The sequence below is a fragment of the Nitrospira sp. genome (assembly GCA_029194675.1).
Taxonomy (GTDB): Bacteria; Nitrospirota; Nitrospiria; order Nitrospirales; family Nitrospiraceae; genus Nitrospira_D.
On sequence record JARFXP010000001.1, the window covers coordinates 1,223,144 to 1,243,004 of the forward strand.

The window sequence follows — 19,861 nt, forward strand, 5'->3', positions numbered from 1 at the left end:
GCTCCTTCACGCAACAACTCGCAACCATGCTGTCGTCAATGCCGAAGCAGCGCCTCACGTTTCATACCGCGATGGAGGCTTCCTCGAAATTTTCCCCGGCAGCCCCTAAAGCATCCTGACGATTGAATTCCAGTGCTTCTCGTAGCGTGACTCGGAGCGTCTCAACTAACGCCTCGCGGCTACGTTCCTGACAGTTCACACCCGGTACTTCCTCAATGCAGCCTATCCACCACCCGGCATCTTCTTTAATCACGGCTGTATAGTTCTGTGGCATGACTCGTTCTCCAAACCATGATCAGCGCATGTATCGTGTGGAAAGGTACGAGGGTTGCTCGTGACTTGTCAATGCAGCTTCATGTGTGTGTCGATCGAGAAGCCGCTGGCGGCCGTTTCCACACCCTGCCTAGAGATCTTCCGGAGTAATGCCAGTCCTTTTCGCCAGACGGGCAAGCATCTTGGGACCGATTTCATCGTGATCGTGAAACGCAAACACAACATCAGGCCAGCCACCCCGTGCCAGTATCCGGTGAGACCCGGTTGTTCGTTTGATCATCCAGCCAATGCGCAGAAGAGCAGAAAGAACCCGAGGAGAGCGGGTGGAAGCCCACCGGCTCATGCAGCAATGAAGGAGACGTTCAGGAACTCGTCCGGAAGCGCTTCTCCATGTTCAAGGCGATCCGCCATCGCACGAAGCGCTAAGGCTTGCACCGCCGTAAGAGCTTCCGATCGATTCCGGCCATATGCCATTACCCCGGGTAAGGTCGGGACCTCCCCGATCCACCGCCCGTCATCTTCCTGTTCCAACTCAATAGTAAACTGACCGGGCTTTGCCATATCGCCACCCTCCGATCGATAGGCTATGCCCGACTCAGCCAAAATGCAAGATCCTGCGAATCTCCTGTCAAGCCCAAATAGAAATGTCCGCTTTCTCCCAAAGTAGAAATGTCCGGTTTATGTTCCGGCCGCCGCCGGGTGGTGTCCTCGTTCCTGCCGCCATCGCTTGCGCCATGGATGATCCGCCGGCAGCATGGACTGAAACAACGGGCTGAGGACCGGAAGAAGATGCGAATCACGGCAGCACCGCTCCTCAGTCCTCCGTCCTCAATCTTCAGTCCTGGAGCTGGCGCATGATCCTGCTCAATCCTGGACCGGTGAACGTGTCCGAGCGGGTACGGCAGGCACTGCTGAAGCCTGACATCTGTCATCGAGGTGAATTTTCCGAACTGCTTCACCGCATCAAGCTAAACTGCTCAAGGCCTTCGTCCCGAAGCTGAATCGGACTATGTCGCCGTCGTGATGACCGGATCAGGGACGGCTGCCGTCGAAGCCGCCTTGATGTCGTCGCTCCCTCACGGCGCCGTATGCTCATCCTCAACAACGGCGTTTATGGTGAACGGATGTCCCAAATCGTGGGCCTCCATCGCCTGGGGGTGAATGAGTTGAAGTATGAATGGACGCTCGGCCGATCCGGAAAACGTGCTTCTTTCCTGCGTCAGCATCAGGAAGTACACATGCCGTCGGCATGGTGCACCATGAAGACCACCACCGGACTCCTCAATCCTGTCCACGAGATTGCCGAGGTCGTCGATAATCAGAATCGGGTGTTTGTGCTCGATGCCGTCGGTGCTCTGGCGGGCGAGACAATCGACATTGCACGGTCACACATCTATGGTCGTGGGGACGGCGAGGAAGTGTATTCAGGGGTTTCCGGGCGTCTCGTTCGTGCTGGTGCGGAAGGAGTTCGTCGAAAAATGCGCTCGTATCCGAAGCGCTCGTGGTATCTCCATGACCCATTACATCCAACAACGGGGGCGGGGCACGATTCCCTTCGCGCCCGCGGTGCAGGTCTACTATGCCTTCGACGAGCACTCAACGAACTCCTCGAAGAAGGCGTACCCCAATCGAATCCAACGGTACAAGACGATGGCGACCCTGATCCGTGAACGAATGGCCAAGCTCGGTGTGAAGGCCCTTCTCGACGGACCGACAATCGAATACCATCACGGCCTATCACCTGCCGGATGGCGTTGCTTACGACGCGTTGCATGATCGTCTGAAGCAGCAGGGCTATGTCATTTATGCCGGTCAAGGCAACCTGGAAAACAAGATTTTCCGCGTGGCCAATATGGGGGCATTGTCCGAGGCGCAATTTGGCGGGTTTCTCGACGCCTTCGAGCACGTGTGCAAATCGGCATGAAGGCGGTCATCCTTGCAGTGTGGGAAAACGCCTCAGGAGGTGACCCAACATCGCCCGGAAATGCCTCATCGAGATCGGCGGCCGGTCACTCCTGTCGCTACTTAGAGTCGCTGGTTTCCGTCGGCATTCATCGGGCAGAGATCGTCGTCGGGTACAAGCAGGAGATGATTCGTGCGGCGGTCGAACAGGATGCGTGTGGCGTCAACGTCACGTTTTTGGTCAACGAGCAGTTTCACAGAGGCAGTATTTCCTCGCTGTGGATCGCACGAACCGCGCTCGACGACGACACTATCGTGATGGATGCCGACGTGCTGTTTTCCATCCGGGAGATCCTACGGCGTCTGTGTCGTCGTCCTCTGAGAATGCGCTGTTGATGGATGAGACGGTGAAGCAGACCGGAGAAGAATGCATGGTGGTCGTGGCAGGGGGGGAGAGTTATTGCGCTGACGAAGAATATGCCGGAACAGTATGACTACGCCGGTGAAGGGTTGATTTCTTCGAGTTCGGCATGCCGACACACCTCGTGTTGTTTCGTCGCTCGAGGCTACATCGACAGCGGTTCGTGGGATATGGAGGCCGAGGACGCGCTGCGGCAGTATTTTCAGGACGTGCGGGTCGGTCATGAACGGATCGGAGGTTGCCCTGGACCGAGATCGACTTCATCGAAGACGTACGAGCTGAGTTGGAAGTTTTGCCAAGATTTGAGAAAGTCTCGCCATGGGAGGATGCCCGATAGAATAGAGAGGACCTGCGCAAGAGAGCACTGGTGATCGCGCATCGCTGCCTATGAAAACATGAGTAGAGCATCCTTCAGAGGAGAGCCGAGATCCAAGGACTGGCGACAGCGATTCTGCTGCCATCTGTCGGGGTATTCGGCGGTCCGATCGGGCAACAGGTCCGCGACGTGGACCTCTGACGAGCGTCGCGGGATCCAGGCTCTTTCAACGGACCGTGCTCACCCTGCAACGGGCGGGGATTCGTCAGTTAATCGTCCTTTCCGGTTCTGAGGAGGAGCAGCTGAAACAGGCGCTCGGCAAAGGGCCGCGCGTCACGATTCCCGTCCGATGGATGCCGATCCGTGAATTTCCTCTCGACGATCCTCGGACATGGGAAGCCTTGGCGGCCGAAGTGCCTGGCTTTGCGTTGGTCGCCAGCGTCAATAGCGTATTCTCTCGGGGGTTGATCGAACGGTTGCGGCGTGACGTGCGGGACGGTCGGGCCATCGTGGTCTCTCAAGCCCCCACCGGGGCAGGTCGATCAGCTCCTGGTGCAGTGCGTACGATCGAAAGTTCAGTCCGGTCCCGGCCAGCTTCGCCCCTTCGTTTCGACGATCCGGCCCCGTGTCGCCGAGCTGGTAGTCGTACCGGCAAGCCTGATGAGCACCGCCGATCAAGCGGCGAGTGAGAAAGGAAGCCCTCCGATCCGGCAGTGGCTTGAGCGGGCTGTTGTGGATGGTCGAGTACGTGTCGTCTCGGCTGAAGAGAAACGGGGTAATTGGTATCAACCAGTCCGAACCGTGTCCGACGTCCACATAGCCGAAAGAAGTTGTTCAGTTCGCTCAAGGGGAATTTGAAGGGTTCGTCGATCGCTATTTCAATCGCAAGATCTCTCGCTGGTTCACACGCCTGTTTCTCGTCATGGGGCTGTCGCCCAATTCCATCACGATCCTCGCCGGATTAAGTGGATTGCTTGCCATGGCCGGGTTTGGGATGGGTACCTACAGCGCCGGTATTGTGGCAGCCCTCTTGTTTCAATTGGCGGCCATCATTGATTGCTGCGACGGTGAAGTCGCGCGATTGACCTTTACCGAGTCGCCCTTTGGTGCCTGGCTCGATGTTGTCTGGACAACATCGTGCATATGGCGATTTTTGCGGGCATCGCCGTGGGCCGCTATACGACCCACATGGGACAAGCGGACGACTGGTTTCCTCTTGCGCTAGGCGTCGCCGCGGTGTTCGGTAACGGCCTCTCGCTCTTACTTGTCGAAAAGGCGCACAAGATCAAAGCGGCGAGTGGCTGGAGAACCCCTACCCATGCAGCCTGGGCGGATGTCCTGTTAAAGAATGTCGCCAGCCGCGATTTCTCAGCGGCCTTACTGGGCTTTGCGCTGTTCGATCAACTCTATTGGTTTCTGCTCTTTGCGGTAGCCGGCACATGGCTGTTTGCCGGCATCATAGCATGGGTCATCCGTCCATCTGCAGTCTCATCCCCTCGGCCATAAATGCCGCATTCGCCGTCCGACTAACGTGTTACGCTATATCCTACTAGCCTTGGCCTCGTCGTTCTGAGCCTGCTTATCTGGCATATCGGACCCGCCAGCATCTATGAAGCCGCTATACGACTCGGTCCTATAGCTTTGCTCGGCATCCTGCTCCCATCTACCATCATGTATTCCATTGAAGCCTATGGGTGGAAAGTGGTGCTGGGGCGAGCGGCACAAGGGGTTCCGTTTTGGCGACTGCTGACGATTCGGACCGCCGGCGAGGTGGTGAATATGACCACTCCGGCCTACCTGGGGGCGAACCGGTGAAAGCCTTTCTGCTCAAAAGGTACGACGTTCCCATGGCAGAGGAGCCGCTTCCGTCGTGATCGCGAAGACGACCATGACAATCGCCGAGGTGTTCTATATCCTCATGGGAATCGCCCTTGCTTTCTGGATGCTGGGTGCTGGGAGTTCAGCGGGTCAGACGATCGGCTGCTCTGTTGAGCGTCGGACTGCTGGTCTGTTCAATCGGTGGATTTGTCTTTATCCAGCAGCGTGGACTCTTCGCATCGATTCTGTCATTGGTCAAGAAACTGGGCGTACGAATCCGGTCTCTGGAGACGCATGAAGAGCACCTGCGCTCGATCGACCAGACGATTCGAAATTTCTACAGCCACCATCAAAAGGCCTTTTTGCGTCGATGGCGTTGTACTTTGGGCTGGATGGCCGAATCGTTGGAGGTGTTCGGGATTATTTATGTACTCGGCGGTTCAGTGAGTGCGTTGTCCGCCCTCTCTATAGGAGCGCTCGCGGTTTTTATCAAGGGGGGCTCCTTCTTCATCCCCGGCAGCCTGGCGCTCAAGATGCCGGCAATCTTCTGTTGCTTCAAGCTTTCGGCTACAGTGACGTGACGGGGATCACCTTTGCGCTGCTGCGACGGTTCCGTGAGCTCGTGTGGATCGGCATCGGGCTGTTGTGTTTGGCGATGGTTGGAAAAGGCAGGATACCGCAGGATCAAGAGGTTAAAAATCCTTCCTGAGCGATCGTTTGAAGCCGTTCGACCATCCGATCCCATACAAACCCGTGGAGCCGAAAATCCGCCGCTCGCCCCACCTTTGTAAAACTGAAGCCCCATTCGATTCCTTGGACCCATCGAACCTCTGCCTCTTCGACTGGGAGTGACTGTGCCTGATCTGGGAGGATCAGCCGGACGCGGAGGGTGGTCCACCGCGGCGCGGCACCGGCACACTCGATTGCGCAGCCGAACACGGTGAGGTTCATGACCTTTCCTCCGCGATCGTGTCCGCATCGGAAAACATCACGGGGTATTGCACGGCCAGGGGGACTCGATAGTGGTGTCGAAAATAGGGATATGTGGGTTCCACGGTGGCCCAGTCTAGTCGGCCTCGCGTGACAGAATGAATCCCCCTTTCGCGGGGACGAAGCGGGGTCCTCAGAATTGCGCGAATCCTACTCACAGTGAGGGCTGTACCCATTCAAGCGGAGTAGTGTAGTGAGGTGTTCTCGCTGAAATTGGATTATATGTCTGATCAGCAGTTCTCGATCCTGGAATTGCCATCCCTGACGAAGCGCCCATGGAGACGATACGTGTTGACTGGGTAAGCGATGGGATCAACACGCAACACTTCGAGGTAGGACTTAAAGAGTACTTGGCCAAAGGAGCAGGGTGCAGGAGAGAATTTCGTTCACCTCGAAGGTCTGGTCGAGCGTGACGCCGATGCCGCCGCCGCTGATGTTGACGGACCGCTGGATGAGCGTTCCCTCCGCCTGGTCGCTCTCAGACTGAAGACAGATGGCCAAGGGGACGGTGATGCGATAAAACTCGCGGCGCTCTGCCGGAGAGGGCTGCGAAGCCTGGGTATCCGATGGCATGGTGGAGAGGAGTATAGCAAAAAGCAGCTGCTTCTTAATCTCATTTGGCGAGAGAGTATCAGGAAAGCCGATGCCTCGCCCCTCTACGGCTGGTGGCCGACGCGGCGACCGCTCAAACGTGGGCCACCCTCCCATCATCCGGGATTCCGCAGTTGATTGTCGATCAGGGGGAGGCGCCAGTGGCGTGCGGCGTGAATTGGAGCGCCTGCATGGAGGTGTCCGTCCGCTTCGGTGGCGGTTGCGGGGTCCTCGTCGGCTCGCTGAGCCCCCAGTCCAACTAAGGGAATCTGAGCTGAGTCTCGCTGAAACTCTGTGCCGATGGGCAGATTCAGGCTAGGGCGTAGCTAAATTCTCAGGCTGGCAATAGCAGCACTATTCGTTCTTGCTTCGACAGAGGAGGGCGAAGGAGCTGCCCAGGGCGAGGCCACCAAGGAAGGTCAAGCCGAGGATCACACCGAGCAGCGAGTTGGGTGGCCCCGCTTGGCGACGGATATATCGGTGGGCTTTGGAACTGACGGTCGCTTCGCCACCGATCCAGGTGCGCGGGTCGTCCGTCGCGGTCTCGGTTGGATCGGTCGCGGATTTCCTACGTCTCTCCCTTCATCGAGCGCGATACATTCGTCGATCAACTGTTCTAATCCGTCCAGTTCCTGCTGCGTTACTCCGAGAAACCTCGCCGAAAGTCCGATACCGCCCATCGGACCTGGGCTTGCTCGATCACGATCGGGTGTCATCCCCCGGCGTGAGGAGTTTGACGCTTATCTGCTTTCCCGATTGGACATCGAGAGAGCTTTCAATCGGGCACCGCCGAGCGACAGATCAACGGTCTCCCCTTCACCTCGTGCGAGTTCGCCCGAAGCAAGCTTTTGACCTTTGCAGAAACTCGATAGTGCCGACGTCTCTCCATAGAAGGTAGAATACCTCTTTCACAGGGGAAAAGCACCTGGCGAGCCTCCCAAGTCGCTGATTGTTCATGCATTCCCTTGCAAGTCGTCGAATCTTTTCGTAAGGTACGGCTCGATGGATCGATCTCGTTCGCGCCAGATACTGCTTGCCTGCGCGAGCGGACTGCTCTTGCCTCTCTGCTTTCCAAAGTTTGACCTGGGATTGCTGGCCTGGATCGTCCTGATTCCCCTCCATCTCGCGCTTGATCAATGCTCCAGACAGCGGGCCTTTTGGATCGGTTGGTTGAGCGGAATCGTTGGATTCACCGGGATCATGGCATGGGTCGTCACCGCCATGACGACCTATGGCAAGGTTCCGGAGATCGTCAGCTACGCTATCTTGATGCTACTCACGCTGTATCTCGGACTCTATGTCGGGCTCTACTGTGTTGCCGTCGTGTGGCTGCGTGAACTCATCCCGCTACGGGATTTTTTTGCGCCCTGCTTTTGGGTCACACTCGAGCTGTTCCGTACCAACCTGCTTTCCGGCCTTCCATGGTGCCTCCTCGGCTATTCGCAATATCGCGAGCTGGACCTGATACAGGTGGCAGACCACACCGGTGTGTACGGCATTTCTTTCCTCATTGTCCTGGTCACTGTGGCCTTCGCCGAGTTGATCTTGTGGATCATGCCGTTTTTCCGAGGATTTCATCCGGTCCAGCTGCCGTGGGAATTGCTCACCACTGCGGCCGCTCGCATGGTGCTCTCATGGTTCTACAGTTCGGCAGTCCTGAGTGCTAAGGATCTGGGCCATCATAAACCCTCCATTACTGTCGGCGTCGTTCAACCGAATATCGATCAAGCCGTGAAGTGGGATGCGTCATTCCGCGATGAGACGATGCGACGGTTCGACCGGCTGACGGCCCAACTGGGAACCAGTACCGACTTGGTCGTGTGGCCCGAGGCAGCCACGCCGTTTATTTTTGAGCGGGAGAAAGAGTATCAGTTGCAGCTGATCGCTTGGGCGGAACGTGCGCAGGCACCGATCCTCCTCGGCAGCCCGGCATTGAGATTCTACCCTGATCGCCGCCCCTACCTCTTGAACAGCGCCTATCTGCTGGGAAGGGACGGCACAGTCCTCGGCCGTTATGATAAGCACCATCTCGTGCCGTTTGGAGAATACATCCCCCTCAAATCCTCGCTCCTGTTCTTCCTCGATAAACTCGTCGAAGGGATCGGCGATTTCGAAGCAGGACCGGGACCGACGACGCTCTCGATCAATCCGAAATCCTGGAACACAGAACGGTCGACCGGCACCAGGTCCGTCAAGTTCGGCGTGGCGATCTGCTATGAAGTGATCTTCCCGGATTTCGTCCGGCAATTTGCGGCGAACGGTGCGGAGTTTCTGGTGACGATCACGAACGACGGATGGTTTGGACCGTCCTCGGCCCCTGCCCAGCACTTTGCCATGGTCGTCTTTCGCTCAGTAGAAAATCATTTGGCCTTCGCGCGCGCCGCCAACACGGGAATTTCCGGCTTCGTCGATCCGTACGGACAGATCATCGAAGCGACGCCCCTTTGTCGAGCAGACATCGTACGCCACGATCCCGACCAGACAAACCCGCACGTTTTACAGCTATTACGGCGATGTGTTTGCCCACGCCTGTGTTATAATCTGCGCGCTTTTGATTTTGGTCGGGTCTTTCCGCACGAAGGAACCAGCCCTGACGGCAATCACACCGGCATGACCGAAGAAGGAGGATCGTGGCATGTTAGAGGACGTGGAAGTTCGTGTTCGTGCATTGGCGGAACAAGTCGCTGAACTACGGGGCATCTTTGACTTCGCTCATATGACGGCCGACTTACAAGAACTTGAAGCGCAGATGGGCCAGCCTCACTTCTGGAACGATGCCCGCGCCGCCGCAGTGGTGAGCCGGAAAAAATCGGCGATCGAGCGAGAGATCAAGCAGTGGCGCGACATCGAGACCAAAATGGGTGATTTGGACGCACTGCTGGAACTTGCCCATGAGAGCGGCGACCCAACCCTTGAGACCGAGTTGGCTGGTGAATTGAATCAGCTGGAGCCGCGCCTCGCCACACTGCGTGTCGAGCTGCTCCTCTCGGGAGAACTGGACCCCAATAATGCCATTGTGGCGATTCATCCCGGTGCGGGCGGAACGGAATCGCAGGATTGGGCACAAATGCTCCTTCGGATGTATGTGCGGTGGGCGGAACACAAGAAATTCAAGGTAGAAACACTGGATCTGTTGCCCGGCGACGAAGCGGGTATCAAGAGCGTGACCCTCTCCATCACAGGATCGCATGCCTATGGATACCTGAAGGCGGAAGCCGGAGTCCATCGTTTGGTGCGCATTTCTCCGTTCGATTCCAACAAGCGACGGCACACCTCGTTCGCGTCGGTATTCGTCTATCCGGAGTTGAGTGAAGACATCGACGTCGTGGTCGAAGAAAAGGATCTCCGGATCGACACCTTCCGTTCAGGAGGTGCGGGGGCCAGAATGTCAACAAGGTCGAAACGGCCATCCGCATCACTCACCTGCCGACCGGTATCGTCGTGCAATGCCAGAATGAGCGGTCTCAGCTCCAGAATCGAAACAGGGCGATGAAAATCTTAAAGGCCCGCCTCTTCGAATTGGAACAGAAGAAGAAGGAAGCCGAATTCAACGCCATCGTCGGCGAAAAGAAGGACATCGCGTGGGGCAGCCAAATTCGTTCCTACGTGTTTCAGCCCTACCAACTGGTCAAGGATCACCGAACCGGTCATCAAGTCAGCAACGTTTCATCCGTCATGGATGGGGACCTCGATGGATTCATCGAAGCCTTTTTGACGAAGAAACTGGAGAAAGGAAGCGATCAACTCTCACCAGTGGGCGGACCGGAAGAGGACCTGTAGCGGGATTGCCGAAGGGTAAGAAGGGGAAAATGGATGAACTGAACGAACAGCGGCAGCAACGGATCAAGAAGCTCGAAACCTTCGAAAGGCCGGCGTCGCTCCCTACGGCAGCCGTTTTGAGGTCAAGGATCGGGCCGGACAACTCCTCAATCTGCACGGCGAAAAGACCAAGGAGACGTTGGAGCAGGAAAAGATCTCCTGCACTGTCGCAGGACGGGTCGTCGCCCTGCGGCGTTTCGGGAAGGCCGGGTTTGCCGTGCTGCAGGACGGGTCCAACCGTCTCCAAGTGTACCTCAAGAAGGATCTCCTCTCCGAGCAGGCTTACACCATCGTGGAACAGCTCGACGTCGGGGACTGGATCGGCGTCACGGGGACGTTGTTTCGTACGAAAACGAACGAGTTCACGGTCGAGGTTCGCAGTCTGACGTTTCTCAGCAAAGCGCTCCGCCCGCTTCCCGAAAAGTGGCACGGCCTGACAGACGTCGAAACCCGATATCGACAGCGCTATGTCGATCTGATTGCCAACCCTCAGGTCCACCAGATCTTTTCGACCAGGAGCCGCATCATTGCCGGCATCCGAACCTTTCTCATAGAGCGCGGGTTCCTCGAGGTCGAAACCCGATGATGCATCCTATTCCCGGCGGCGCGACGGCCAAGCCTTTCGTCACGCACCACAACGCGCTCGGCGTCGATCTCTACTTGCGTATCGCGCCTGAGCTGTATTTGAAGCGGCTCATCATCGGCGGTTTTCCGCGCGTGTTCGAGATCAACCGCAACTTCCGCAACGAAGGCATCTCGACGATTCACAATCCCGAATTCACGATGCTGGAATTCTATGTGTCGTACGCGGATTTCCAGGACCTGATCACCCTCACTGAAGAACTGATCTCGGACCTGGCTCAACAGATTCACGGCAAGATGGTCATTCCATACCAAGGGAAAGAGATCGTGCTCACACCGCCGTGGCGACGATGGTCTTACCACCAGGCCATCCTGGAGGTGAATAGCCTCGACCCAGCGGTATTCCACGATCGAGAGAAGGCTCTGGCGGCCGCCAAACGACTGAGTGTGCCGGTGGATCAGAAAGCATCGTTGTTCACGATCCTGAACGAAATTTTCGAGGAAACCGTCGAACCCAATCTCCAACAGCCCACCTTCATCACGGACTATCCGATCGAGATTTCTCTCCGCTCGCAAGGCGGAAGGATACGGAGCCGAACCTGACCGACCGATTCGAAATCTACATTGCTGGGCGGGAAATCGCGAATGCCTTTTCCGAGTTGAACGATCCGCTGGACCAGCGTGAACGGTTTATAGGCCAGGCAACCCAGAGGGAGGCGGGTGATGAAGAAGCCCATCTCGTCGACGAAGACTTTCTCCGCGCCCTTGAATTCGGGATGCCGCCGACCGCCGGAGAAGGGATCGGGATCGATCGATTGATCATGCTGTTCACCGACCAGGCCTCCATCCGCGATGTTGTGTTTTTCCCACAGCTCAGACCAGAGAAATCGTAGTGGCCTCCCGTATGAAATCTTCGTCGGACTCCGCTACCTGCGCGCCAAGCGCCGCAACCGGACGATCTCACTGAACACCTTCGTGTCGGTAGCCGGGATTACGCTGGGGGTGGCGGCGCTGATCGGTACGGTCGGCATCATGACCGGTTTCGAGAAGACATTCAGAGCAAGATTCTCGGCACGACCGCACATATCGTCGTCCAAGAACGAATGAAAGAGCACATGACGGACTATGACCGTCTGACCGACAAGATCCAGACGGTACCCGACGTCGTCGCGGCCACGCCATTTGTGTTCCGCCAAGTGTTACTCACCACGCAGAGCGGAGTACAAGGAATCATCCTGCGCGGGATCGATCCGAAACGAGAAGCCAATGTCACCGAACTGGCCAAGAACATCACGGCGGGTCAGCTGCTGGACCTGCTCACCCCGGTGAAAGTGATGCAGGCTCCGGCCGATGACCCTCAAGGCCAGGTTCGAGCCGTTGAAAAACCAGGCATCATTCTCGGCAAGGAGCTGGCGCTCAGGCTGGGGTGTTTGTCGGTGATACGGTCAACGTGGTCTCTCCCGTCGGCCCCATCAGTGCGATGGGGATGGTCCCCAAGATCCGAACGTTTGCCGTGGTCGCCCTGTTCCATTCTGGAATGTTCGAGTACGATTCATCATTTGCCTATATCGAACTCGGCGAGGCACAAAAATTTTTCAACCTGGGCGCGAGCGTCACCGGAATCGAAGTCAAGGTCACGGACGTGTTCCGTGCCGGAGAGATTGCCCACAATATTGAACAGGAGCTGGGATTCAGCCACGGAGCCAGAGATTGGATGCAGATGAATCGCAATCTCTTCTCCGCCCTGAAGCTGGAGAAGACGATGATGTTTCTCCTTCTTGTCTTGATCACGATCGTAGCCTCATTCAACATCGTCAGCACCTTGACGATGATCGTGACGGAGAAACAGAAAGAAAATCGCAATCCTCAAGGCCATGGGCGCCACGAAGCGCAGCATCCGGCGCATCTTCATGCTGAACGGATTGATCATCGGATTTGCGGGGACAGGCATCGGCATTCCCTTAGGCTATGCGTTTCTTTGGCTCATTCAAACGTTTTGGACATTCGACCCAAGCGTGTACTACATCTCGACCATTCCAGTTCATGTGCTGGCCGAGGACGTGCTCCTGGTGGCCGGCTCCGCCATCCTGATCAGCTTTTTGGCGACGGTCTATCCGGCCAATCAGGCCGCGAAGTTGGAACCGGTCGCTGCATTACGCTATGAATAGATTCGCAGGACTGGAGATTGAGGGCCGAGGACTGAATCGAGAACCACAGACTCAAGCGCCGAGTAACGAGGACTGAGAGTAAAAATATCGGAATGATTAAAGTTACGAATCTCCATAAGTCTTTTTCGATGGGGTCCTACGAATTGCCCGTCCTCAAGGGGATCAACCTTGAAATTCAGCGCGGCGAGCTGGTAGCGATTGTGGGGGCCTCCGGAGCCGGCAAGAGCACTTTGCTCCATATTATCGGGACCCTTGATAAACCGACCGGAGGTACTGTCACGTTCGATGGGCATGACCTCTTTCGGATGACGGATACACAGCAGGCGGAATTCCGGAATCGGCGGATAGGATTTGTGTTTCAGTTCCATCATTTGCTCGCCGAGTTCACGGCATTGGAAAATGCCTGTATGCCGGCACTGGTACAACGCCGCGAACCAACCTCCGTCAAGACCGACGCCACAACTCTTCTCACGGAAGTCGGATTAGGGCATCGCCTTCTTCACAAGCCAGGAGAACTCTCGGGCGGTGAACAGCAACGGGTCGCCATGGCCCGTGCGTTGATGCAGAATCCGGACTTGGTCCTGGCCGATGAACCGACCGGAAACCTGGACACACACAGCGGGGACGGGTTGTTCGGATTGATGCGCACCTTGAACAAGACACGCGGCACGACGTTTGTCATCGTCACGCATAACGACAAGCTCTCCGCCCAGTCCGACCGTATCATTCACATGCAGGATGGCCAAATCGTCTGATCGATCGGGTACCCCCATCGCGGCATCCTTTCGTCCTCGTTCGACTCCGGTGTTTCTAGACTATGCGCCAAGGCGCCGCCACGCAGGACGACGCCGTATGCGGTGTGGACCGGGTGCGTTTCCTTGACGAACTACCATCCCTTCTCTAGACTCGCTGGAATGCCCTCTCGTTCGCTTCGCGTAGGCCTGTTGCTGGCCGCCTCAGCGTTGCCGTCTCATGTATCAGCGGCGGAATTTGTAATCGTAGGCCCTCGCCCTATGGGCATGGGCGGGGCAGGCGTCGCCGTCACAACCAATGCGCTCGCCACCTATTGGAACCCAGCCGGCTTGGCCATGACCCAGACCGTGGATATCCGTGCCCAGGGTGGAGGACTGGCGTTTGATCGCCTTGGCTTAGGTGATGCCCTGCATGATCTGGAGAACTTCGATACCAGCGATACATCTCCGGCCAATCTGGCGAAGGCGCAGTCTATCGCCGATCGTGTCAACCAAGCGGGCGCCAGTGTTTCCGTCAACGGGTCCGCCGGCCTGTATCTCAAAGGACACCTTGGTGAACATGCGTTCGGATTCAATGTATCCGACGTCGCCACTGGGGGCGGATTCGTCTCGACACCTGTGCAGGTATCCCAACCGGGTGGTGCCGGCACGACCATCAGCCTGGGGGCCAGATGGCGCTACGTGGCCTCGAAGCCAGGCAGCTGGCGTTTTCGTATGCCTATGCCTTTTTCGACAAAACGTTTTCAATCGGAATCACCGCGAAAGTCATTCAAGGCGCCGCCTACAATGGTTCGACCGATCTCCAAGGAGGGAGCGGGGTCAGTACGACCGATCGTTTCGGCAAACCAAGCATCTCTTTGTCCTATGGCATTGACATCGGAGCAATCTATCGCCCGACCTCGTGGGTGAGGTTTGGAGTCGTCGCCAAGGATCTCAATAAGCCTACCTTCGATGCCGCTGGCGGAGGAGAGCCCAGTTAGACCCGCAGGTCAGAGCCGGCGTTGCTGTCAACCCCTATTCTTCTTTGACATTGGCGGCCGATGTGGACGCGACCTCGAACAAGACCTTTGTCCCCGGGGTGAAAAGCCAGCTTCTGAGCTTAGGCCTCGAGCAAACGGTCTTGTCTGAATTTCTTTCATTCAGGGTCGGTACTTTTAAGAATATGCAGGATGCGTCCACTCCCTTTGTTCCTACGGCAGGGTTAGGCCTGCGGTGGTTTTCCTTCCGTGCAAATGCCGGCGGAGGATATGATTTCCGCGAAAAAGGCGCTCTCGTTTCCGCGTCTATTTCATTGACGTTTTAATGGTATACTGAACCCATGCTGTCTCGCCCATCTGCGCACATCACATCCGCGATGATGCTTGTTTTGCTGCTTGGAGGTTGCGGCGGTTTGCAGGAGGTTTGGGAAGGCCCCGGGGCCAGAGTATTTCGACCGCAGTCCATCGCCGTATTGCCACCGATGGCAAGTCAATACGACAGCGCTCGTGAAGACATTCAAGATGTCCTGGCTGGAGCACTCAACCGTCAGGGAAATATCGAACGGGTCGTTTCGCCCGAGAACGTGACGGATATCTTTCAGGCCTCAAAGGAGGCCTTTGATTCGCTCGTGTTTTATTTCTCTCGTCTGGAGATGACTGGTCAATCCGATAAAGAGTCGGCCATCAAGCTCGGGAAGGCCCTCAACGTCGATTCCTTTCTCGTGGTGCGGGTCAATTCGTGGGAATACGTGCGGAAGGAAGGAGACAACGTCGGGCGAGTCGGGATGAGCCTACGGTTGATCGATGCCACGACCGGCACGACGGTGTGGAAAGCGCGCCACGAACGTTCGAACAGTTATATGTTCGTTAAGCCGAGCCTAAAGGACATCGCAAAAGAGCTTGCCGTCGAGATGATCAAGTACATGCCTCCGCAGCCCAAGCGCTAGCCAAGAGTTCAGAATCTCCCCAGCTCACCCTCTTTTTTTCGATATGGCGCCACATATTTCAGCGCTTGGAGCTGGAGAAGGAGTGGCTTCATTGTCGGTTGCCTTTACCCTGCAGCAGCAGGCCCCTCGCCCGAGTGTCGATGCTGACAAGCAGCTCATGGAGACTAAAGAGCAGAATGGCTCCCTCGCACATCATGCGCCACACCAGATTTCCCACCAGTAGGACTAAGATTCCTCCGAGGCGAGTGAGAATCGGGCCAGTCTCATACTCATTCAAGGTCTCCGGGGATAGAATCGACAAGAGCCCTGCAGCGGTAATGAAGCAGGCTCCCACGATATAGACCACTTTAATGAGTTGCGGGGTCACCAATTCCCGAAAGGCAAAATACTCGGCATAGAAGCTCGTGTACCTCGCAGAGTTAACTTGCTGTGGAGCAAATGCATGCTCACAGATCGAACATTTCGTTGCAGATACGTCATTTTCTGTCGAACATTGCGGGCATTTCATGGACTCTCCCTTCAGTCAGCGGTTCAAATAAGATATGCGATGACGCTTGTTGCACCTCATATAACCTTGTGCCACGAGGCGAGGGCAGAGCCTGCTAATGGGTGACCGGCTTCGCCAGTCGCTGCCCCATCTCAATGATATCGCCCAACCGTTCAAAAAGGTTACGTGACTGATGCGAGGTCAAACCGTTCTTGTTGAATGGTTAAGAATAAGGTCAGCCCATGCTCTATGTATTTTCACCATCCTGAGGATTCACGGAGCGACTGATTGTGGAATAATAGAGGCCCACGACTCGACCAATTTCGGACAGACTGTAGCCATGTTCCAGATGCGCACGGCGAATGGCCTCCTTACGTCGCGCGCGGTCCGTATGAGAACCGGCGAGGAAGAGGTGGGATGCGGTGGTCGGGCCGCAAACCGTTGTTGCCGGAGAATTTCTTTGAAGGGTCGCTTGTCCCGGAGTTCACCCCTCAGGCGTTCGACGAATCGCTCACTACCGAGCAGCACTTGTCCTTGAACATGTTCCCAGGGCGAACCATGGCCGATCCCCTATTTCCTTTCGAAGGGCTAGAGCTTAGGTATCTTCAGATCCTTGCAGATCCTGCCTGCCAGATGATTGGTAATTTCAGTGTGGCGAGGGACCGCTGAACGGTATTCAGAGAAGGCTGATGCCACCAGGAATGGTTAGCTCCTTCACGCAACAACTCGCAACCATGCTGTCGTCAATGCCGAAGCAGCGCCTCACGTTTCATACCGCGATGGAGGCTTCCTCGAAATTTTCCCCGGCAGCCCCTAAAGCATCCTGACGATTGAATTCCAGTGCTTCTCGTAGCGTGACTCGGAGCGTCTCAACTAACGCCTCGCGGCTACGTTCCTGACAGTTCACACCCGGTACTTCCTCAATGCAGCCTATCCACCACCCGGCATCTTCTTTAATCACGGCTGTATAGTTCTGTGGCATGACTCGTTCTCCAAACCATGATCAGCGCATGTATCGTGTGGAAAGGTACGAGGGTTGCTCGTGACTTGTCAATGCAGCTTCATGTGTGTGTCGATCGAGAAGCCGCTGGCGGCCGTTTCCACACCCTGCCTAGAGATCTTCCGGAGTAATGCCAGTCCTTTTCGCCAGACGGGCAAGCATCTTGGGACCGATTTCATCGTGATCGTGAAACGCAAACACAACATCAGGCCAGCCACCCCGTGCCAGTATCCGGTGAGACCCGGTTGTTCGTTTGATCATCCAGCCAATGCGCAGAAGAGCAGAAAGAACCCGAGGAGAGCGGGTGGAAGCCCACCGGCTCATGCAGCAATGAAGGAGACGTTCAGGAACTCGTCCGGAAGCGCTTCTCCATGTTCAAGGCGATCCGCCATCGCACGAAGCGCTAAGGCTTGCACCGCCGTAAGAGCTTCCGATCGATTCCGGCCATATGCCATTACCCCGGGTAAGGTCGGGACCTCCCCGATCCACCGCCCGTCATCTTCCTGTTCCAACTCAATAGTAAACTGACCGGGCTTTGCCATATCGCCACCCTCCGATCGATAGGCTATGCCCGACTCAGCCAAAATGCAAGATCCTGCGAATCTCCTGTCAAGCCCAAATAGAAATGTCCGCTTTCTCCCAAAGTAGAAATGTCCGGTTTATGTTCCGGCCGCCGCCGGGTGGTGTCCTCGTTCCTGCCGCCATCGCTTGCGCCATGGATGATCCGCCGGCGGTTTGATCGGGCGCTGCGATCGGGACACCGCCGTGACCGCTGCCGCCGACACAGGTCGCGCCGCGATCGCGTGAAAGGCGAGCGCCCGTCCGTGGTGCGTGAGCCGCATCGTCCCATCCACATGTTCTTCGACCACCACACGAGTGGCGCGGAGATTGTCGTGAACCTGATAGAGCCGCCCTTCATGAGCAATGGTGAAGTCCTTCCGCAGACACCGGGATGTCTTGATACACAGGCTTCGCTCCAGCACCTGGGCCGTCGGCTTCGGCCGATGCAGATTGACTGCGTGCGCCGGCCGCACCGCGAACCGGCGGTTGTAGACCGGCAGATAGCCCTCCAGGAATCGGTTCGCCGCCTCGAAGGTCCCAATCCGTGCGAGGCGCAACTCCTTGACCAGTCGATCCTGGAACGTCTTAAACAGCCGCTCCACCCGCCCCTTGGCCTGTGGGGAGTGCGCCGCGATCAGCTCAACCCCCAGCTCATCCAGTGCCCGTCCGAACTGACTCTGGGGTGCCTCCCCGGCCAGCTGCTCCGCCACCGTGGGCTCAGCTGGCGACTGGTAGGTCGTATGCTTGTCCGCATAGATGGCCAGCGGAATCCCCTGGTGCCGAATGTAGCGCTGGAAGCTGTCCATCGCCGGGATCGTGCCCTCGTACTCATAGAACCGAGCAAAGACGCGACTGCTCGCATCGTCGATGTAGGCCATCAGGACACCCCACGGGCCGCGCCCCTCCAACCAATCATGATGGGACCCATCCAGTTGCACCAGTTCCCCGACATGCGCCTTGCGCGCACGCCACGCGCGATGCGGTCGCTTCCGGCGTGCGAAATGATCAATCCCCCGCTCCCGCAACCAGCGCCGCAGAGTCTCGTCGCTGACCTCGAGTCGGTGCCGCTCCGTCAACTTCTCCGCCGCCAACGTCGGCCCAAAGTCTCCATAGCGTGTCTCATACAGCCGCAGCATCTTCGCCTTGACCGGCTCCGCGATGCGCCGATTCGACGGCTTCCCCCGTCCCCGATGGACACGTCCCTGGTCGCCCTCCTCCTTTACCCGCCCAAGAAGGCGCCGGATCTGACGCTCCGTCAGCCGCAACATGGTGCCCGCCTCCTGTTGTGTGATCCGCTTGTCCCGCACCTGGCGAATCACATGGATCCGCCGCAACTCCTTGGCACTCATCATCACCCTGTCCTCTCCCACCATCCCGTCCTCCTTTGAAGAACGGGCAGTCTATCAACGAAGAGGACATTTCTACTTTGGTGAAACCGGACATTATCATTTTGGGATTACAGATCCTGCGAATCTCCAAGCGTTGGTTTCCTCAGGTATCTCCTTCTCGCTCTCGCGCCAGGACATTCGATGCGTAGTGGGCGGACCATGGGGCGGAGTGTAGCTCATCGAGAGGCACAAGACAAGATCTGACCCCATAATGTGTTCACTAGAGTCACTCGCTCAGTGATGTGTCCTTTGAGTTGATCTGTTGAAACTTTGTACGCTTGTTTGGTTCCATAGACCGGGACCGTAGTCACTGACAGAACGCCTTGCGGACGCAATCTTGCGACGCTTTCGTCGGTCTTCTCCTTCAACTGAAGTCTGGTCAGAAAAGGTGGGGCATTCACCAAGCGTCTTGCCAACGCTTCGGCATGGCCAGCTTCCGGACCATTGGTCCGGTCGCGCCATAACTCGAACTCGTCCGGATCCCAGTCCACTTTGTCCGCCACACCTCTCTTTTTTAAAAAATCAACCTCAGTACTGAGCTGCTCAATCTCCTCTTCTGTAATGCTCTTGAAGGGCCGCGTGGGAATAGGAACGATGATTCGATCAAAGAAAACGAGCGCTTGACGGTAGAGGGGCTTTCTGTGGTCGTAGATTGAAAAGGTGGCCCAATACTCGTCCTTCATAGCTGCTCCATCCTTCTTATTGGTTGCCTAACTATGTTTAGGCGATCCGCATAAGAGCGGAACCTGTTTATTTCGGTCCGTCTAACACGCCAGCGAATGTTCTGGAAATAGGAATTGTATCATTAACATTGCAATAGGTTACGACCTATCGACCATGTATGACAAGTTCTTATGCCGATCGGCTAA

At 56.6% G+C, this 19,861-nt stretch carries 27 protein-coding genes and 1 pseudogene; 16 read left to right on the forward strand and 12 right to left on the reverse strand.

The features are described 5' to 3' along the window. Positions 1-61: 61 nt before the first annotated feature. The 3 genes from P0120_05805 to P0120_05815 form a co-directional block, all read right to left on the reverse strand. Positions 62-274: a hypothetical protein gene (locus tag P0120_05805; protein ID MDF0673842.1), complete on the reverse strand. Its 213-nt coding sequence runs from the start codon at positions 272-274 to the stop codon at positions 62-64. 129 nt (positions 275-403) lie between these two features. Continuing rightward, on the reverse strand, positions 404-616 hold the full coding sequence (locus P0120_05810; GenBank protein MDF0673843.1) for a type II toxin-antitoxin system HicA family toxin: 213 nt from the start codon (positions 614-616) through the stop codon (positions 404-406). Beyond that, positions 613-834, reverse strand: a complete 222-nt coding sequence (locus tag P0120_05815; GenBank protein ID MDF0673844.1) for a type II toxin-antitoxin system HicB family antitoxin — start codon at positions 832-834, stop codon at positions 613-615. The genes P0120_05810 and P0120_05815 overlap by 4 nt, the downstream gene beginning before the upstream one ends. Before the next feature lie 563 nt (positions 835-1,397). On the opposite strand from P0120_05815, the gene P0120_05820 reads away from it, so the two are divergent. The 7 genes from P0120_05820 to P0120_05850 all read left to right on the forward strand — a co-directional run bounded on the left by P0120_05820 (position 1,398) and on the right by P0120_05850 (position 5,311). Further along, complete coding sequence (locus P0120_05820; GenBank protein ID MDF0673845.1) at positions 1,398-1,943, forward strand: hypothetical protein; 546 nt, start codon at positions 1,398-1,400, stop codon at positions 1,941-1,943. Positions 1,944-2,041: 98 nt separating this feature from the next. Beyond that, positions 2,042-2,197, forward strand: a complete 156-nt coding sequence (locus tag P0120_05825) for a hypothetical protein (protein ID MDF0673846.1) — start codon at positions 2,042-2,044, stop codon at positions 2,195-2,197. Next, positions 2,194-2,571, forward strand: a complete 378-nt coding sequence (locus P0120_05830) for a hypothetical protein (protein ID MDF0673847.1) — start codon at positions 2,194-2,196, stop codon at positions 2,569-2,571. The genes P0120_05825 and P0120_05830 overlap by 4 nt, the downstream gene beginning before the upstream one ends. Positions 2,572-3,148: 577 nt before the next feature. Next, positions 3,149-3,601 carry a hypothetical protein gene (locus P0120_05835; GenBank protein MDF0673848.1) on the forward strand — a complete coding sequence of 151 codons (453 nt, stop codon included), beginning with the start codon at positions 3,149-3,151 and terminating at the stop codon, positions 3,599-3,601. Between the two features lie 448 nt (positions 3,602-4,049). Next, the gene (locus P0120_05840) at positions 4,050-4,418 is read left to right on the forward strand and encodes a hypothetical protein (GenBank protein MDF0673849.1); all 369 of its coding nucleotides are present in this window, start codon (positions 4,050-4,052) and stop codon (positions 4,416-4,418) included. A 165-nt stretch (positions 4,419-4,583) separates the two neighbouring features. Next, on the forward strand, positions 4,584-4,727 hold the full coding sequence (locus tag P0120_05845; GenBank protein ID MDF0673850.1) for a hypothetical protein: 144 nt from the start codon (positions 4,584-4,586) through the stop codon (positions 4,725-4,727). 134 nt (positions 4,728-4,861) lie between these two features. Then, positions 4,862-5,311 carry a hypothetical protein gene (locus P0120_05850; GenBank protein ID MDF0673851.1) on the forward strand — a complete coding sequence of 150 codons (450 nt, stop codon included), beginning with the start codon at positions 4,862-4,864 and terminating at the stop codon, positions 5,309-5,311. Between the two features lie 103 nt (positions 5,312-5,414). On the opposite strand, the gene P0120_05855 is transcribed toward P0120_05850, so the two are convergent. Further along, on the reverse strand, positions 5,415-5,681 hold the full coding sequence (locus tag P0120_05855; GenBank protein MDF0673852.1) for a hypothetical protein: 267 nt from the start codon (positions 5,679-5,681) through the stop codon (positions 5,415-5,417). Positions 5,682-6,059: 378 nt separating this feature from the next. Further along, positions 6,060-6,431, reverse strand: coding sequence for a PilZ domain-containing protein (locus tag P0120_05860; GenBank protein MDF0673853.1), 372 nt, complete (start codon positions 6,429-6,431; stop codon positions 6,060-6,062). Between the two features lie 882 nt (positions 6,432-7,313). Here P0120_05860 and lnt point away from each other — a divergent pair. The 4 genes and pseudogenes from lnt (at position 7,314) to P0120_05880 (ending at position 11,605) form a co-directional block, all read left to right on the forward strand. Continuing rightward, positions 7,314-8,999 carry an apolipoprotein N-acyltransferase gene (gene lnt, locus P0120_05865; GenBank protein MDF0673854.1) on the forward strand — a complete coding sequence of 562 codons (1,686 nt, stop codon included), beginning with the start codon at positions 7,314-7,316 and terminating at the stop codon, positions 8,997-8,999. Next, positions 8,947-10,091 (forward strand): peptide chain release factor 2 gene (prfB, locus tag P0120_05870; GenBank protein MDF0673855.1). Its coding sequence is split into 2 segments (ribosomal slippage): positions 8,947-9,685 and positions 9,685-10,091, totalling 1,146 coding nucleotides; the frame shifts between segments, so codons are not numbered across the junction. The genes lnt and prfB overlap by 53 nt, the downstream gene beginning before the upstream one ends. Before the next feature lie 256 nt (positions 10,092-10,347). Next, a pseudogene (locus P0120_05875) lies at positions 10,348-11,315 on the forward strand (OB-fold nucleic acid binding domain-containing protein). A gap of 14 nt (positions 11,316-11,329) precedes the next feature. Next, positions 11,330-11,605 (forward strand): hypothetical protein, encoded by a 276-nt coding sequence (locus P0120_05880; GenBank protein MDF0673856.1) that lies wholly within the window; start codon positions 11,330-11,332, stop codon positions 11,603-11,605. A gap of 33 nt (positions 11,606-11,638) precedes the next feature. Here P0120_05880 and P0120_05885 read toward each other — a convergent pair whose 3' ends face one another. Beyond that, entirely contained in the window at positions 11,639-11,908 is a 270-nt protein-coding gene (locus P0120_05885) for a hypothetical protein (GenBank protein MDF0673857.1), read from the reverse strand. Positions 11,909-12,138: 230 nt separating this feature from the next. On the opposite strand from P0120_05885, the gene P0120_05890 reads away from it, so the two are divergent. The 4 genes from P0120_05890 (at position 12,139) to P0120_05905 (ending at position 15,556) form a co-directional block, all read left to right on the forward strand. Beyond that, entirely contained in the window at positions 12,139-12,876 is a 738-nt protein-coding gene (locus P0120_05890; protein MDF0673858.1) for a hypothetical protein, read from the forward strand. Between the two features lie 96 nt (positions 12,877-12,972). Then, complete coding sequence (locus P0120_05895) at positions 12,973-13,635, forward strand: ABC transporter ATP-binding protein (GenBank protein MDF0673859.1); 663 nt, start codon at positions 12,973-12,975, stop codon at positions 13,633-13,635. Positions 13,636-13,794: 159 nt separating this feature from the next. Beyond that, positions 13,795-14,541: a hypothetical protein gene (locus tag P0120_05900; protein MDF0673860.1), complete on the forward strand. Its 747-nt coding sequence runs from the start codon at positions 13,795-13,797 to the stop codon at positions 14,539-14,541. A 445-nt stretch (positions 14,542-14,986) separates the two neighbouring features. Continuing rightward, positions 14,987-15,556, forward strand: a complete 570-nt coding sequence (locus P0120_05905; GenBank protein MDF0673861.1) for a hypothetical protein — start codon at positions 14,987-14,989, stop codon at positions 15,554-15,556. An 88-nt stretch (positions 15,557-15,644) separates the two neighbouring features. Here P0120_05905 and P0120_05910 read toward each other — a convergent pair whose 3' ends face one another. Then, positions 15,645-16,064, reverse strand: a complete 420-nt coding sequence (locus P0120_05910) for a DUF4282 domain-containing protein (GenBank protein MDF0673862.1) — start codon at positions 16,062-16,064, stop codon at positions 15,645-15,647. Positions 16,065-16,460: 396 nt separating this feature from the next. Here P0120_05910 and P0120_05915 point away from each other — a divergent pair, with 396 nt between their 5' ends. Further along, a complete protein-coding gene (locus P0120_05915) occupies positions 16,461-16,712 on the forward strand; it encodes a hypothetical protein (GenBank protein ID MDF0673863.1) in 252 nt (83 codons plus the stop codon). Positions 16,713-16,812: 100 nt separating this feature from the next. Here the strand turns inward: P0120_05915 and P0120_05920 are convergent, their stop codons facing one another. From P0120_05920 to P0120_05940, 5 genes are all read right to left on the reverse strand, one after another. Further along, positions 16,813-17,025, reverse strand: a complete 213-nt coding sequence (locus P0120_05920) for a hypothetical protein (protein MDF0673864.1) — start codon at positions 17,023-17,025, stop codon at positions 16,813-16,815. Positions 17,026-17,154: 129 nt separating this feature from the next. Then, on the reverse strand, positions 17,155-17,367 hold the full coding sequence (locus P0120_05925) for a type II toxin-antitoxin system HicA family toxin (GenBank protein MDF0673865.1): 213 nt from the start codon (positions 17,365-17,367) through the stop codon (positions 17,155-17,157). Beyond that, positions 17,364-17,585 (reverse strand): type II toxin-antitoxin system HicB family antitoxin, encoded by a 222-nt coding sequence (locus P0120_05930; protein ID MDF0673866.1) that lies wholly within the window; start codon positions 17,583-17,585, stop codon positions 17,364-17,366. Before P0120_05930 ends, P0120_05925 begins: the two co-directional genes overlap by 4 nt. 117 nt (positions 17,586-17,702) lie before the next feature. Then, complete coding sequence (locus P0120_05935; protein MDF0673867.1) at positions 17,703-18,977, reverse strand: ISNCY family transposase; 1,275 nt, start codon at positions 18,975-18,977, stop codon at positions 17,703-17,705. A gap of 191 nt (positions 18,978-19,168) precedes the next feature. After that, positions 19,169-19,675, reverse strand: coding sequence for a hypothetical protein (locus P0120_05940; protein ID MDF0673868.1), 507 nt, complete (start codon positions 19,673-19,675; stop codon positions 19,169-19,171). Positions 19,676-19,861: the final 186 nt, after the last annotated feature.

Excerpts from the sequence above, each read along its gene's own strand:
- P0120_05805 (MDF0673842.1), bottom strand. The coding sequence starts at position 274 with ATGCCACAGAACTATACAGCCGTGATTAAAGAAGATGCCGGGTGGTGG.
- P0120_05810 (MDF0673843.1), bottom strand. The coding sequence starts at position 616 with ATGAGCCGGTGGGCTTCCACCCGCTCTCCTCGGGTTCTTTCTGCTCTT.
- P0120_05815 (MDF0673844.1), bottom strand. The coding sequence starts at position 834 with ATGGCAAAGCCCGGTCAGTTTACTATTGAGTTGGAACAGGAAGATGAC.
- P0120_05820 (MDF0673845.1), top strand. The coding sequence starts at position 1,398 with ATGTCCCAAATCGTGGGCCTCCATCGCCTGGGGGTGAATGAGTTGAAG.
- P0120_05830 (MDF0673847.1), top strand. The coding sequence starts at position 2,194 with ATGAAGGCGGTCATCCTTGCAGTGTGGGAAAACGCCTCAGGAGGTGAC.
- P0120_05845 (MDF0673850.1), top strand. The coding sequence starts at position 4,584 with ATGTATTCCATTGAAGCCTATGGGTGGAAAGTGGTGCTGGGGCGAGCG.
- P0120_05855 (MDF0673852.1), bottom strand. The coding sequence starts at position 5,681 with ATGAACCTCACCGTGTTCGGCTGCGCAATCGAGTGTGCCGGTGCCGCG.
- P0120_05860 (MDF0673853.1), bottom strand. The coding sequence starts at position 6,431 with ATGATGGGAGGGTGGCCCACGTTTGAGCGGTCGCCGCGTCGGCCACCA.
- lnt (MDF0673854.1), top strand. The coding sequence starts at position 7,314 with ATGGATCGATCTCGTTCGCGCCAGATACTGCTTGCCTGCGCGAGCGGA.
- P0120_05895 (MDF0673859.1), top strand. The coding sequence starts at position 12,973 with ATGATTAAAGTTACGAATCTCCATAAGTCTTTTTCGATGGGGTCCTAC.
- P0120_05900 (MDF0673860.1), top strand. The coding sequence starts at position 13,795 with ATGCCCTCTCGTTCGCTTCGCGTAGGCCTGTTGCTGGCCGCCTCAGCG.
- P0120_05905 (MDF0673861.1), top strand. The coding sequence starts at position 14,987 with ATGATGCTTGTTTTGCTGCTTGGAGGTTGCGGCGGTTTGCAGGAGGTT.
- P0120_05910 (MDF0673862.1), bottom strand. The coding sequence starts at position 16,064 with ATGAAATGCCCGCAATGTTCGACAGAAAATGACGTATCTGCAACGAAA.
- P0120_05915 (MDF0673863.1), top strand. The coding sequence starts at position 16,461 with ATGCGGTGGTCGGGCCGCAAACCGTTGTTGCCGGAGAATTTCTTTGAA.
- P0120_05920 (MDF0673864.1), bottom strand. The coding sequence starts at position 17,025 with ATGCCACAGAACTATACAGCCGTGATTAAAGAAGATGCCGGGTGGTGG.
- P0120_05925 (MDF0673865.1), bottom strand. The coding sequence starts at position 17,367 with ATGAGCCGGTGGGCTTCCACCCGCTCTCCTCGGGTTCTTTCTGCTCTT.
- P0120_05930 (MDF0673866.1), bottom strand. The coding sequence starts at position 17,585 with ATGGCAAAGCCCGGTCAGTTTACTATTGAGTTGGAACAGGAAGATGAC.
- P0120_05935 (MDF0673867.1), bottom strand. The coding sequence starts at position 18,977 with ATGGTGGGAGAGGACAGGGTGATGATGAGTGCCAAGGAGTTGCGGCGG.
- P0120_05940 (MDF0673868.1), bottom strand. The coding sequence starts at position 19,675 with ATGAAGGACGAGTATTGGGCCACCTTTTCAATCTACGACCACAGAAAG.